Source organism: Luteimonas sp. WGS1318, assembly GCF_043187535.1.
GTDB lineage: Bacteria > Pseudomonadota > Gammaproteobacteria > Xanthomonadales > Xanthomonadaceae > Luteimonas.
On record NZ_CP171131.1, the window covers coordinates 820,274 to 834,000 of the forward strand.

Annotated in this window: 12 protein-coding genes; 9 read left to right on the plus strand and 3 right to left on the minus strand. The window is 71.8% G+C overall.

The window, feature by feature from the left end; genetic code table 11:
• The first annotated feature begins 56 nt into the window (after positions 1-56).
• Complete coding sequence (locus ACF3M1_RS03625) at positions 57-1,478, plus strand: hypothetical protein (RefSeq protein ID WP_394004018.1); 1,422 nt, start codon at positions 57-59, stop codon at positions 1,476-1,478.
• Here ACF3M1_RS03625 and ACF3M1_RS03630 read toward each other — a convergent pair.
• Entirely contained in the window at positions 1,465-3,624 is a 2,160-nt protein-coding gene (locus ACF3M1_RS03630) for a glycosyltransferase (RefSeq protein ID WP_394005166.1), read from the minus strand. The genes ACF3M1_RS03625 and ACF3M1_RS03630 overlap by 14 nt on opposite strands.
• 122 nt (positions 3,625-3,746) lie before the next feature.
• On the opposite strand from ACF3M1_RS03630, the gene mrcB reads away from it, so the two are divergent.
• The 5 genes from mrcB to lepB are packed head-to-tail and all read left to right on the plus strand — an operon-like array spanning position 3,747 to position 10,271.
• On the plus strand, positions 3,747-6,224 hold the full coding sequence (gene mrcB, locus ACF3M1_RS03635; protein WP_394004020.1) for a penicillin-binding protein 1B: 2,478 nt from the start codon (positions 3,747-3,749) through the stop codon (positions 6,222-6,224).
• 5 nt (positions 6,225-6,229) lie between these two features.
• Complete coding sequence (locus ACF3M1_RS03640; protein ID WP_394005167.1) at positions 6,230-6,751, plus strand: tetratricopeptide repeat protein; 522 nt, start codon at positions 6,230-6,232, stop codon at positions 6,749-6,751.
• A 7-nt stretch (positions 6,752-6,758) separates the two neighbouring features.
• Complete coding sequence (locus ACF3M1_RS03645) at positions 6,759-8,870, plus strand: ATP-dependent DNA helicase (RefSeq protein ID WP_394005168.1); 2,112 nt, start codon at positions 6,759-6,761, stop codon at positions 8,868-8,870.
• Positions 8,867-9,571, plus strand: a complete 705-nt coding sequence (gene tsaB, locus ACF3M1_RS03650; RefSeq protein WP_394004022.1) for a tRNA (adenosine(37)-N6)-threonylcarbamoyltransferase complex dimerization subunit type 1 TsaB — start codon at positions 8,867-8,869, stop codon at positions 9,569-9,571. The genes ACF3M1_RS03645 and tsaB overlap by 4 nt, the downstream gene beginning before the upstream one ends.
• Before the next feature lie 55 nt (positions 9,572-9,626).
• Positions 9,627-10,271 carry a signal peptidase I gene (lepB, locus tag ACF3M1_RS03655; RefSeq protein WP_394004024.1) on the plus strand — a complete coding sequence of 215 codons (645 nt, stop codon included), beginning with the start codon at positions 9,627-9,629 and terminating at the stop codon, positions 10,269-10,271.
• A 38-nt stretch (positions 10,272-10,309) separates the two neighbouring features.
• On the opposite strand, the gene ACF3M1_RS03660 is transcribed toward lepB, so the two are convergent.
• Entirely contained in the window at positions 10,310-11,182 is an 873-nt protein-coding gene (locus tag ACF3M1_RS03660) for an energy transducer TonB (RefSeq protein WP_394004026.1), read from the minus strand.
• A gap of 20 nt (positions 11,183-11,202) precedes the next feature.
• Positions 11,203-12,165, minus strand: coding sequence for a glutathione synthase (gene gshB, locus ACF3M1_RS03665; RefSeq protein ID WP_394005169.1), 963 nt, complete (start codon positions 12,163-12,165; stop codon positions 11,203-11,205).
• A 184-nt stretch (positions 12,166-12,349) separates the two neighbouring features.
• On the opposite strand from gshB, the gene pilG reads away from it, so the two are divergent.
• Genes pilG through ACF3M1_RS03680 form a run of 3 tightly spaced genes read left to right on the plus strand, consistent with a single transcriptional unit; the run spans position 12,350 to position 13,691 of the window.
• The gene (pilG, locus tag ACF3M1_RS03670; RefSeq protein ID WP_096208253.1) at positions 12,350-12,754 is read left to right on the plus strand and encodes a twitching motility response regulator PilG; all 405 of its coding nucleotides are present in this window, start codon (positions 12,350-12,352) and stop codon (positions 12,752-12,754) included.
• Between the two features lie 11 nt (positions 12,755-12,765).
• Complete coding sequence (locus tag ACF3M1_RS03675) at positions 12,766-13,131, plus strand: response regulator (protein WP_394004029.1); 366 nt, start codon at positions 12,766-12,768, stop codon at positions 13,129-13,131.
• 8 nt (positions 13,132-13,139) lie between these two features.
• A complete protein-coding gene (locus tag ACF3M1_RS03680) occupies positions 13,140-13,691 on the plus strand; it encodes a chemotaxis protein CheW (RefSeq protein WP_394005170.1) in 552 nt (183 codons plus the stop codon).
• The last annotated feature ends 36 nt before the right edge of the window (positions 13,692-13,727 follow it).

Sequence of the window (13,727 nt, forward strand, 5' to 3'; positions counted from 1 at the left end):
CGCACCGCGCGCCGGCGCGGCGATGGCGCTGGATCGTCGCGGGCCTGATCCTCGCCGTGCTGGTTCTGATGCTGGTGGTGCGGCTGTTCGTCGTCGACCGCTTGTGGCCGGAAACCCGTGGCCAGACCCTGCTCGACCAGGCCGGAATCGCGCTGGCCGAAGGCCGGCTCGACGCCGACGACGGCAGCGGTGCGCGCCAGCTCTACGAGGCCGCCCAGGCGCTCGATCCGGACGACGCGCGGCCACGCGCCGGCCTGTCGCGCGTGTCCGACGCGGCGGTGATGCAGGCGCGCGCCGCGCTGGACGCGCGCCAGTTCGAGGCGGCCCACCGTGCGCTGCAGTTGGCCCGTGAGCTCGCCGCACCGCGCGATGCGGTCGACGCGGTCGCCGACGCGTTGCGGGAGCGCGAAGCGGCCGATGCCGGACTCGATACCTTGCTCGCCCAGGCCCAGGCCGCGCAGGCACGCGGCGCACTGGACGGCGCCGCGACATCCGCGCTGCCGCTCTACCGGCGGATCCTCGTTCTCGACCCCACGAACGCCGATGCGCTGCGCGGGCGCGACGAGACCCTGGCGACGCTGCTCGAACAGGCGCGCGCGGCCCTGCGCACCGGCGACCTGCGCGGCGCGGGTGACCTCATCGCGGCGGCCCGGGCATACGATTCCGGCCATGTGGATCTCCCCGACACCGACGCACGTCTGACCGAAGAACTGGACGCGCTGCGGCGGCGTGCTGCGGCCAGCCTGGCGGCCGGGCGCATCGAGCGCAGCGTGGCCGAGTGGCGGACGTTACTGGCCTTCGATCCTGACGATCCGGCGGCGCAGCGGGGGCTGGCCGACGCCGCCGCTGCTTACGCCCAGCGCGCGGAACGGCATGCCCGCGATTTCAACTTCGCCGATGCCGATGCGCAGTTGCGCGAGGCGAAGGCGCTCGCGCCGGACAGCGAGTCCGTTCGCACCGCCGCCGACAACGTCGAACGGTCGCGCGCGCGGCACGCCCAGCTCGGTCCACGTCTTCCCGCCGGCGAGCGCCGACGTCGGATCGCGACGCTGCTGCAGGAAGCGGCCGCCGCGGAGGCGCGAGGCGATCTGCTGACACCGCCCGGCGAGAGCGCCTACGACCGGATCCGCGCCGCGCGCCTGCTGGCGCCGGACGACGCGGCCGTCGCGAGGGCGTCGGCGCGGCTGCTGCCTTCGGCGCGCCAGTGTTTCGACGCAGAGTTGCGTGCGAACAGCCTGGCGCGTGCGCGCGGTTGCCTCGATGCGCGCGGCGCGCTCGGCGAGGACGCGGCGACGCTGCGCGACGCGCGCCGACGCCTCGCCCAACGCTGGCTCGCGATCGGCGACGAGCGCCTGGGTGCCGGCAATCTCGCCGGCGCCGACGCGGCGCTGGGCCTGGCCCGCGAGATCGATCCAGGCGTGCCCGGACATGCGGAGTTCGCGCGCCGATTGCGGACCGCCTCGCTCAGCGGGAAGTGAGCCGGCCCGCCGCGCTGTTGCGCGACGGCCGTCCGTACGTTCCAGCTGCGCCGTCATCGAGGAACAGGCGCTCGACCGTCGCCCGCGCGGCATCGAGCGAGAAATGGATGCGGACGTTGTCCAGGCCGCCCGCTGCAAGCCGGCTCCACACCGTCTCGTCGCCATAGAGCCGCACCACCGCGTCGGCGAAATCGGCCGCGGCCTCGACGATCAGCACGTCTTCGCCGTCGCGCAGATGCATCCCCTCGGCCGCGCACGGCGTCGCCACCACTGGCTGGCCGTGCGCCATGCTGAGGTTGACCTTGCCCTTGACGCCCGCGCCGAAGCGCAAGGGCGCGACGGCGATGCGGCAGCCGTCCATGTACGGCGCGATGTCGGGGACGTGGCCATGGACCACGACGCCGTCCACGCCCGCCAGCGCGCCCACCGCAGCGGACACGTCGCCACCGATGCAGTGGAACCGCACCCCGGGCAGCCGTGCGCGGATCGAGGGAAACACCTCGCGCACGAACCAGATCACCGCATCGGCGTTCGGAGGATGGCGGAATCCGCCGACGAACACGAGGTCGTGACGCTGTGCGAAGGGCAGGCCGGCCCCTGCGATCTCGTGCAGGTTCGACAACACCTCGACGCGGGCATCGGGGGCGTCCCGGCCCAGCACCTCGGCCTCGGCCGGGCTGACCACCAGTGTGGCGTCACTGCGGCGGACCACGTCGAGCTCGAGTGCGCGCGTGCGCAGCGCGTTGCGGCGCATCGCCGCGTCGTCGGCCAGATCGGCGCCGCGCTGCTCGCGGATGTAGTGCAGATCGATGCTGTCGAACAGCACCGTGGCCTGCGGCGCGCACCGCCGCGCCAGCGGCAGGAACTCGCGCGCGATGTAGTGCCGGCACAGCACGACGTGCGTGAAGCGCGGGCCGTGGATCTGCATCCAGCGGGCCATCCCGCGCACGTGCGGTGCGTACCAGACCTCGATGCCCAGGGCCTGCAACGCGCGCGTCGCGTCGCCGGCATGCTGGCGGTCCGCGGGCAGGAACACCACGTGTACGCCGGCCTCGTGCAGCAGACGCATCAGGTTCACCAGGCGCAGCGAGGCCGAGTCGCGGCCCGGAACCGGGGTCAGATTGTCGACGATCAGCACTTCGCGCGTGCCCGCACGCGGCACGCGTCCGGCGACCACCGGGTCGTCGGGCCGCGTGGCCAGCGCCTCGCGCCAGCGCTCGGCGAAGACATCGCGATTGCGGACCTGCGCAGCTTTCATGCCGCGGGTCGGATCGGTGCCGGCGCTCGCGCCTTCGACATGGACGACGCGCGCGTCGGGTTGCACCAGAACGCGCAGGCCCATCTCGCGCACACGGAAGGCGAGGTCGGTGTCCTCGTAATAGGCCGGTGTGTAACGCACGTCGAATCCGCCCAGTTGCCGGAACAGCGCGGTCGGCAGCATCAGCGCGGCACCGGACACGTAGTCGACGTCGGCGCACCAGCGCAGCTGCGGATGCTCGGCATCGTCGAACCGGCCACGACTCTCTGCCTGGCCGTCGCGCCGGAGCATCGCGCCTGACTCCTGCAGGCGGCCGTCGGGATACAGCAGCTGCGCGCCGACGATACCGACGTCGCGCTGCCGTGCGAATGTCGCGTGCAGCGCGTCCAGCCAGCCGGGCTGCGGCACGGTGTCGTTGTTGAGGAACAGCAGGTAACGCCCGTTCGCCAGCGCCGCGCCGGCATTGCAGGCGCCGATGAAACCGGCATTGTCCGGCATCGTGTGCACGCGCAGGCCGACGATCCGTGGCAACACATCCGGCGTCGCATCCGGGCTTGCATCGTCGACGACGACGAGCTCGACCGGCGCGTGCGGCGGATGCGCGGCGATCGCGCGCAGGCAGGCGAGCGTCTGCTCCAGCTGGCCGTGCATCGGGATCACGATCGTGACCTCGGGGCTGTCGGCATACGGCACCGTGAACGGCGCGAACGGGCCGGTGTCGCCGGCGAGCAACGTCGCCTGGGTCGGCGGCGCCAGCACGCCGAGCTGTGCGGTCACCCGTTGCCAGGTCGCGCGCAGGCCGCGCGTGCGCAGGCTGGCGAGCCCGCGGCGGGTCAGGCCGAGCGCGCGAACCAGCTGGAAACGCGCGTCCGCCAGCGAAAACGACATGCGTTCGAACTCCAGCTGACTGATCGGGGTGGGCCCAGGTCCCGGCCCGGAACGCTGGGATAGACTGCCCGGCGCTATTGTCGCATCCACACCGACCCGCCGCCGCGGGGTGCAGGAACTCCATGGCCCGGATCGAGTACGAAGACGAAGACACGGACGCTGACACTCACGAAACGCCGCAGTGGCGGCGGCGTGCGGTCACCGCGGTCCTCGCCCTGGTCGGATTGGGCCTCGGCTTCCTGATCCCCTACACGATTTATCTGAATCACCAGGTCAGCGAGCGCTTCGGCGAACTGCGCTGGCAGGTGCCCACGCGCGTCTACGCGCGTCCGTTGCAGCTCGCGCCGGGTGTGGCGATGAACGCCGCGACGTTGAAGACCGAACTCGATGCCGCCGGCTATCGCGAGGGCGACGGGGTCAAGCCCGGCACCTACGCGACCGAGGGCGCGCGCTGGACGATCTCCAGCCGCGGATTCCGCGATGTCGACGGTGTCGTCGCGCCCGCGCGCGTGCAGGTCACGTTGTCGGATGGCCGCGTCTCGCGTCTGCGCGACGGCGGCGGCGAGCGGAATCTCGACGTCGCGCGGATGGACGCCGCACGCATCGCCACGCTGTACGGACAGCGCCAGGAGGAGCGTCGCCTGGTCCGTGTCGAAGACGTGCCGCAGCTGCTGACCGATACGCTGCAGGCGGTCGAGGACAAGGACTTCGCCCATCACCACGGCATCGATCTGGGCGGCATGCTGCGCGCGGCGATGGTCAACCTGCGCGCCGGCGAAACCCGCCAGGGCGCGAGCACCCTGACTCAGCAGCTGGCGCGCAGCGGTCTGCTCGGCATCGGCCGCGAACAGACCTACGCCCGCAAGCTCAACGAGATCCTCTACGCGCTGCTGATGGAATCGCGCTACGACAAGGGCGCGATCCTCGAGGCCTATCTCAACCAGGTCTATCTCGGCCAGCGCGGCGCGCAGGCGATCCATGGCGTGGCCGCCGGCGCGGAGTTCTGGTTCGGCCGCCGGCTCGACGACCTGGAAACCGAACAGGTCGCGCTGCTGGTCGGCATCATCCGCGGCCCGTCGCATTACGATCCGCGGCGCCAGCCCGAGCGTGCCAAGACGCGCCGCGATTTCGTGCTGGCGCGGATGCTCGAATCGGGCCTGATCGACCAGGCCGCGCACGATCGCGCGGTCGCGCGCCCGCTGGGCGTGACCGAGCGGCCGGGCAGCATCGCCGCGAACCGCTTTCCCGGGTACGTCGATCTCGTCCGCCGCCAGCTGGCCCGCGATTATCCGGCCGGCGCGCTGCAGGGCGCCGGGCTGTCGGTGATGAGTGCAATGTCGCCTTCGGCGCAGGCCTATGCGGAAGGCGCCGCGGTGCGCACGATCAAGGACCTGTCGACGGCGAAGCGGCCGGCGCTGCAGGCCGGCCTCGTGGTGACCGACGTGCACAGTGGCGAAGTGGTGGCCGCGGTCGGCAGCCGGGATCCGGCCGAGCACGGGTTCAACCGGGCGATCGAGGCCCAGCGCCCGGTCGGGTCCTTGCTCAAGCCCTTCGTCTACCTGATCGCACTCGGCGATCCCACCCGCTATTCGCTGGCGAGCTGGGTCGATGATTCGCCGTACACGGTGACGCTCGAGAACGGCCGCCGCTGGACGCCGGGCAACTCCGACGGCCGCAGCCACGGCACCGTGCGCCTGATCGATGCGCTCGCGCGCTCGTACAACCAGGCCACCGTGCGCCTGGGCATGGATGTCGGCCCGCGTGCGCTGGCCGATCTGGTGCACGTGCTGGCCGGCGTGCGCGCCGAGGCCAATCCGTCCCTGATCCTGGGCTCGATGGACCAGAGCCCGTACGCGATGACCCAGCTGTACCAGTTTCTGGCCTCGGGCGGCGAGATCCAGCCGCTGCGCACGGTGCGCGGGGTCATCGACGAGCAGGGGCGTGTCGTCAACCGTTACGACAACGCGCCGCGCCCGGCCCAGGCCGGTGACGCGCTGGCGGCCCGCGTCGTCACCCTGGCGCTGCAGCACGCGGTGACCTCGGGCACCGGCCGGCAGCTGGTCAACGATGGCCTGGGCCGGCTCAATGCCGCCGGCAAGACCGGCACCAGCAACGACGGCCGCGACAGCTGGTTCGCCGGCTGGACCGGCGATCATCTGGCCGTGGTCTGGGTCGGCAACGACCAGAACGAACAGACCGGCCTGTACGGTGCGACCGGCGCGATGCGCATCTGGTCGGGCCTGTTCGCGCGCCTGCCCAGCGCCGCACTCGACGTCGGCAGCGACGGGCTGGAATGGCAATGGGTGGCGCAATCGAATGCCACCGATGCCGACTGCCCCGAGGCGCGCCGCTTCGCGTTCGTAGCCGGCTATGCGCCGCCGTACGCGCCCTGCCAGCGCTACGATCCCAACCAGACCTTCGTCGACGAGAACGGCACGCTCGTCGATGCGACCGGCGCGCCGGTGCAGGAGGAGCGGCGCGGCTGGCGCGAGTGGTTCGGATTCGGGCGCGAGCGCGAGTCGGAGCCGCCTCCGGCCGAGCCGGGCCCCACGCCCCAGCCCGCACCGCCGCCGCCCCCCTCCGAGGAGATGCCCCGATGAACCCGATGCCCCTGCGCGTGCTGGCCTGTGCCTGCGTGCTCGCCCTCGCGGCCTGCGCCTCGCAGACACCGGCGCCCAGCAGTGCCACGCCGCCGGCGACCAGCGCGACGCCGCAGGAAATGGTCGCGCTGATCCGCGGCGCCGCCGGCGACGGCGATGGCGAGCTGGCGGTGCAGCCGCTGCGCGATCCGATGGTCGACGACCTGCGCGAACGCGCCAACGCGCTCGAGGCCCAGGGCGATCTCGACGGCGCCGTGGCGGCGCTCGACCAGGCCCTGGAAATCGTCGACGGCGATCCGGCGCTGCTGCAGGAGCGCGCGGAACTGGCGGTCCTGCAAGCGGATTTCGAACGCGCCGGCACGCTGGCCGAACGCGGCTATGCACTCGGCTCGCAACTCGGGCCGTTGTGCCGACGCCACTGGATCACGCTCGAACAGGTGCGCCTGATGGCCGGTGACGTCGACGGTGCGACATCCGCGCGTACCCAGGCCGACGGCTGCCGCGTCGCCGGCCCCGAGCGTTACTGATCCCGCACTGGACGCGCGCGACGCCAGTCTCGCGGCGCGCAGCCGTGACGCGCTCGTTGAAGGCGGGCTGCTCGCGGAGCGGATCCCCGCGTTCCGTCCGCGCGCGGCGCAGCAGGCGCTGTCGATGGCGGTCGCCGAGACACTCGACCAGCGCGCCACGCTGCTTGCCGAGGCCGGCACCGGGACCGGCAAGACCTTCGCGTACCTGGTGCCGGCGCTGCTGTCGGGCCTGAAGACGATCGTCTCCACGGGGACGCGCGCGCTGCAGGACCAGTTGTTCCACCGCGATCTGCCACGCGTGCGCGATGCACTCGGCAGCGGCCTGCGTAGCGCCCTGCTCAAGGGGCGTTCGAACTATCTGTGCCTGTACCGGCTGGAGCAGGCGCGCGGCGCACCGAAGCTCGCGACGCGCGAGCAGATCCATCAGTTCCAGCGCATCGTCGCCTGGGCCGGGCGCACGCGCATGGGCGATGTCGCCGAACTCGACGGCCTGCCCGAGGACACGCCGCTGCTGCCGATGGTCACCTCGACCGTCGACAACTGTCTCGGCAACGAGTGCCCGTTCTGGAGCGAATGCTTCCTGGTGCAGGCCCGTCAGCGTGCGCAGGCCGCCGATGTGGTGGTCGTCAACCACCATCTGTTGCTGGCGGATCTGGCGCTGAAGCAGGAAGGTTTCGGCGAGATCCTGCCGGGCGCACAAGCATTCATCGTCGACGAGGCGCACCAGTTGCCGGAGCTCGCGGCGCAGTTCTTCGGCGAAGGCCTGAGCGCGCGGCCGCTGGTCGAGCTGGCGCGCGATGCGGTGGCCGAATGCCGCGACGTGCCGGGCGTGCTGCCGGTGGTGCAGGGGCCGGCGGCCGAACTCGACGCCGCCACGCGCACGCTGCGCATCGCAATGGAGGGCCTTCCGCCACGCGGCACGCGCTACCGCGCGCTGTACGCGCCGGCGGTCGAGGAGGCGCTGCACGCGCTCGACGAGGCGCTGGTGCATCTGCGCGACGCGCTGACGCCGTTGCGCGAAGCCTCGCCGGGCCTGGACAGCTGCCATGCCCGGGCCGCGCTGTGCCTGGGCCGTCTGCGGCGCTGGAACGACGGCGCCGCGTCCGGTTCGATGTTCGCCGACGACGATGCAGGCGAGGCGCACGGGGTCGAGGCGGTCGCGGCGGCCGACGTGCCGGCCGATGCTGCCCTCGGCGACAGCGTGCTGTGGTACGAACTCACGCCGCGCGGATTCCGCCTGCAACGCACGCCGCTCGATGTGTCCGCGCCCCTGCGCGCGCATCGCGAACTCTCGCGCGCGTCCTGGGTGTTCACCTCGGCCACGCTGACCGTCGACGGGCAGTTCGACCACATCGCGGCGCGGCTGGGCCTGGAGGCGCCGCGCACGCTGCTGGCGCCCAGCCCGTTCGACTGGGAGCGGCAGGCGCTGTGCTACGTACCGCCGCGGTTGCCGCCGCCGGCGAGTCCCGGTTACACCGCGGCCCTCGTCGACGCCGTACTGCCGGTGCTCGCCGCGTCGGACGGGCGTGCGTTTCTGCTGTTCGCCTCGCATCGCGCATTGCGCGAGACCGCGGCGCTGCTGCGCGACGGCGCGCGGCCGTGTCCATGGCCGTTGTTCGTGCAGGGCGAGGCGCCGCGTCACGTGCTGCTGCAGCGCTTCCGCGATTCCGGCAACGGCGTGCTGCTGGGCGCGGCGAGTTTCCGCGAGGGCGTCGACGTCGCCGGCGATGCGCTCAGCGTCGTGGTCATCGACAAGCTGCCGTTCGCCGCGCCCGACGATCCGGTCTTCGAAGCGAGGCTCGACGCGATCCGCCGCGTCGGCGGCAACCCGTTCCGCGACGAGCAACTGCCGCAGGCGGTGATCGCGCTCAAGCAGGGCGTGGGCCGGCTGATCCGCACTGAACGCGACCGCGGCGTGCTGGTGCTGTGCGATCCGCGGTTGCTGGGCAAAGGCTACGGCAGCGTGTTCGTCGATTCGCTGCCGCCGCTGCCACGCACCCGCGACATCGCCGACGTCGCCGCGTTCTTCGCGGACCGGGGCGTGCCTGCGGCTGCGACAATGGAGCAGGACTCGCGTACCGAATCCCCATTCCCGAATCCCGAATCCCCACGCCCATGAAACTGCTCGCGTTCGAGACCGCCACCGAAGCCTGTTCCGTCGCCGTCTGGGACGACGGCCGCGTCCTCGAGCGCTTCGAGATCGCGCCGCGTCGTCATGCCGAACTCGCACTGCCGTGGGCCGAGCACCTGCTGGCCGAAGCCGGGCTCGCCCGCGCGCAGCTCGACGCGATCGCGGTCAGTCGCGGGCCGGGCGCGTTCACCGGTGTGCGCCTGGGCATCGCGCTGGCCCAGGGCATCGCGCTTGCGCTCGACCGCCCGGTCGTCGCGGCGTCCACACTCGCCGTGCTCGCGCTGCGTGCCGATGCGCCACCCGGCGCGCGCGTGCTCGCGGCGATCGACGCGCGCATGGGCGAGATCTACAGCGCCGCGTTCGCGATCGACGCGGACGGTCCGCAGCCGATCTCGGGGGAGCGGGTCGGCGCGCCGGAGGCGCTGGTGCTGCCGGACGACACCGCCGGGTGGGCAGGCGTGGGCACCGGCTTCGCCGCGCTCGACGGTCAGCTCACGGCCCGCCTCGGCGACCGGTTCGCGGGTGTGGACGCGGCCGCGTTGCCGCATGCCGCCGACCTGGCCCGGCTGGCCGCCGCGGCATTCGCGCGCGGCGAAGCCCTTGCGCCGGAGCAGGTGGAGCCGGCGTACCTGCGCAACAACGTCGCGCTGACCCTGGCCGAACAGCAGGCGCGCCGCGCCGCGCGCTGACGGGAACCCTGGCGCGCTTCGGGAGTCCAACCGCAACCTGCCAGGAGCCGCGCCCATGACGCCATCGACCGCCGTCCCCACGTCGCCCCCAGGCTCCGCGCCCAGAGGACGCGTCCGGCGCTGGCTGCGTCGCGAAGGCCTGCCGCTCGCGGTCATGCTGTTGCTGCTCGTCGTCGCGCGCTCGTCGTTGGCCAACCACTACCACGTGCCCAGCGGTTCCATGGAGCCGACGCTGATGCCCGGCGACCGGGTGGTCGTGGACATGCGGGCCTACGGCGTGCGCGTGCCGATGACGTCCTGGACGCTGTGGCCCGGCGACGCGCCGGCACGCGGTGACGTGGTGGTGTTCCGCTCGCCGGGCGACGGTACCCGCCTGATCAAGCGCGTGGTCGCGGTTGGTGGCGATCGGGTCGACCTGACCGACGGTCACCTGTCGATCAACGGTCGGCCCCTGGCGCGCGGCCCCGGCCTGCCCGAGGACTTCGGCACGCGCGAGGCCAGGCTCGATCTCGACGCCGGAGGCGGCCCCGACATCCACGGCCTGGTCGTGCCCGCCGGGCAGGTGCTGGTGCTCGGCGACCACCGCGGCGCCAGTCTCGACGGCCGTTACTTCGGCCTGGTCGACAGCGATTCGATCTACGGCCAGGCGCGCGGCGTGTTCTGGCGCCGCGGCGACGGGCCGGGCTGGCGCCGGCTCTAGCGCGCGCCGACCGGCCACGGCCGCGCATCACGAGCCGCTCAGTCGTCGACCAGGGTGCCGCCGGGCAGGAAGTTCCAGGTCCGGGTGACGTGCAGCACGTCGACGTTCTCCTCGGTCGTGGGCAGCGGCGGATACGGCTCGGCGAGCCGCGCGATGTTGAGCGCCGCGTCGTCGAGCAGCGGCGTGCCGCTGCTGCGGATGATGTCGGCGCGTTCCACGCTGCCGTCGCGGCGGATCGCCACGCTGATCACCAGCTCGCCGGCCAGCTGCCGGCGCCGGGCCTCGTCCGGATAGTTGAGGTTGCCGACCCGCTCGACCCGGTCCACCCACTGCCGCAGGTAGGCCGCGTAGGCGTATTCCTGCGTGCTGGCCGAGACGAACTTGCGCTTGGGCCGACGCGCGTAGCGTTCCGAGCGCAGGTGGATCTCGGCCGCGAGCCGGGCCATCGCCAGGTCGCGTTCGATCTTCTCGGGCCCGCGTGGCAGCGTCGACGGATCGGTCTGCTGGGTCGGGTCCGGCGCGGGCATCGCGGTGTCGCCGCGCGTGCTCGCCACCACCCGGTCCTGGGTCGGTGGCTGGGCCTCGGGCGACTGCGCACGCAGTTCCATCGGCGCGACGCCCGAGGTCTCCTGCGGCACCTGGCCGATCTGCGCCTCGCGCGGCCGGTTCGTGCGTTCGTGCTCGCCGCCGCCCTGGTTGCTGGCCTGGGCGAGAAAATCGGCCTGGGCCTGGGTCAGCGGGCTCGTGGTTTCGGTCAGGATCACGTCCAGCGTCGGCATCAACGGCGCGGCGTCCTCGGTCGCGAAGCCGACGCCGAGCACGAGCAGGCCGTGGACCAGCAGCGACAGCACCAGCGTCGCACCCAGCCGGGCGCTGTCGTCGATCGGCGGTGCGGTCGGGGCGGCGTGCATCGTCGGCGGGGCGTGCGTGCTCAGCGCGATGCCGCCGTCACCGGTCCCCGTTCGATCGCGTCGAACAGCAGGCCGGCGATGTTGAGGCCGAACGCGGCGTCCAGTTCGCGGATGCAGGTCGGGCTGGTGACGTTGACTTCGGTCAGCCAGTCGCCGATGACGTCGAGCCCGACGAACCGCATGCCGCGCGCCGCCAGCGACGGGCCGACCTGCGCGGCGATCCAGCGGTCGCGCTCGCTCAGCGGGCGGCCTTCGCCGCGGCCGCCGGCGGCGAGGTTGCCGCGGAACTCGTCGCCCTGCGGAATCCGCGCCAGGCAGTAGTCGACCGGCACGCCGTCGATCAGCAGGATGCGCTTGTCGCCCGCGGTGATCTCGGGAATGTAGCGCTGGGCCATCGCCAGCCGCCGGCCGCTGTCGGTCAGCGTTTCCAGGATCACGTTGAGGTTGGTGTCGCCGGCGACCGCGCGGAAGATCGAGCGGCCGCCCATGCCGTCGAGCGGCTTGAGCACGGCATCGCCGTGTTCGGCGACGAAGGCCTTGAGCGCGGCGGCCTCGCGGCTGACCAGCGTTGGCGGGCAGCACTGCGGAAAGGCCAGCGCGCCGAGCTTCTCGTTCATGTCGCGCAGGCCCTGCGGATCGTTGACGATCATCGCGCCCTGGCGCTGGGCCATGCTCAGGATCTGCGTGTCGCCGATGAATTCCGGGTCCACCGGCGGATCCTTGCGCATCAGCACCACGTCGCCATCGCCGAAGCGGCGCTGCGCCGCGTCGCCGAGCGTGAACCAGTCGCGCGGATCCTCGCGCACCGTCAGCGGCGCGGCCCGTGCGACCGCCTCGCCGCCGGCCAGGCCGAGGCCGCCGGGGACCACGTAGTGCAGCCGATGGCCGCGGCGCTGCGCTTCGAGCAGCATCGCGAACGTCGAATCCTTCGCGATCTTGATCGAGGCGATCGGATCCATCACCACGACGATATCCAGCGGCATTGCGGGCGACCTGCAGAGCGGGGCGCTGATCTTATCAGGGCCGAAGACGCGCATTCCCGACCCGATTCCGAGGCGTAGCGCACACTCCGGATGCAAAATGTTGACAGTCCGAGGGCTGGCTGGGATATAACACCGGCTCGCAACGACGCCGGCTTCATGTGCGTCGTGCACCAGGGGAGACAACATGACCAGTGACGACAAGCCGTCAGCCGGCAGCCTCGATGGGCTGCGGGTGATGGTGATCGACGACTCGAAAACCATCCGGCGCACCGCCGAGACGCTGCTCAAGCGTGAGGGTGCCGACGTGGTGACCGCAGTCGACGGGTTCGAGGCGCTGGCGAAGATCGCCGACCAGCGTCCGCAGATCATCTTCGTCGACATCATGATGCCGCGCCTGGACGGCTATCAGACCTGCGCGTTGATCAAGAACAACCAGGTCTTCCGCAACACCCCGGTGATCATGCTCTCGTCCAAGGACGGCCTGTTCGACAAGGCCCGCGGACGGATCGTGGGCTCGGAGCAGTACGTCACCAAGCCGTTCACGCGCGAGGAACTCCTCGACGCGATCCGCACGCACGTCAACGCCTGAGGGGGCAGGACATGGCTCGCATCCTGTTGATCGAGGACTCGCCGACCGACACCGCCGTGTTGACCCAGTGGCTTGAACGCCATGGGCACCAGGTGACGGCATCGGACAACGCCGAGGACGGCATCGCGATCTGCAAGCGCGAACGCCCCGACCTCGTGCTGATGGACGTCGTGCTGCCGGGCATGAGTGGCTTCCACGCCACCCGTGCGCTGGCCAAGGACGCGGAAACCGCCGGCATTCCGGTCATCATCGTCAGCACCAAGGGCATGGAGACCGACCGCATGTGGGGCATGCGCCAGGGCGCGAAGGGCTACATCGTCAAGCCGCCCAGCGAGGACGCGCTGATCAGCCAGGTCAACCAGGTGCTGGCCGGCTGATGTCCACCATGCAGACGGGCGATACGCACGGGGGCGGTGCGTTCGCACTTCTCACCGAATACGAACGGCGCAGCCTCGCGCATGTGGTCGGTCTGCCCGAGCAGCTCGATGCGCCGGGTCTGTGGCGCGGGGTCGGCTACCGCATCGGCCGACGCATGCTCGCCTCGGCCTTCGACGAAGTGATCGAGATCCTGCCGATGCCACCGGTGTCCGCCGTCCCCGGCGCGCAGCCGTGGATGCTCGGCGTCGCCAACATCCGCGGCAGCCTGCTGCCGATCGTCGACCTCAAGCAGTTCCTCGAAGGCGAACGCACCGTCATCAACGAGAACCAGCGCGTGCTGCTGGTGCGTCAGCCGGGCGGTGACGTCGCGGTGACCATCGACGAACTGTTCGGCCAGCGCAGCTTCCTCGAGGAAGACGAGGTCTCGGCCGATCGCGTCGCCGAAGGGCGCTATGCGCATTTCGTCGACCGCGCCTATGCACACGCCAATGCGACCTGGGGCGTCTTCAGCCTCGGCCGCCTGGGCCGCACGCCCGAATTCAGACACGCCGCGGCCTGATGCCGCACCCACGTACCGCGCAACGCAACAACGATC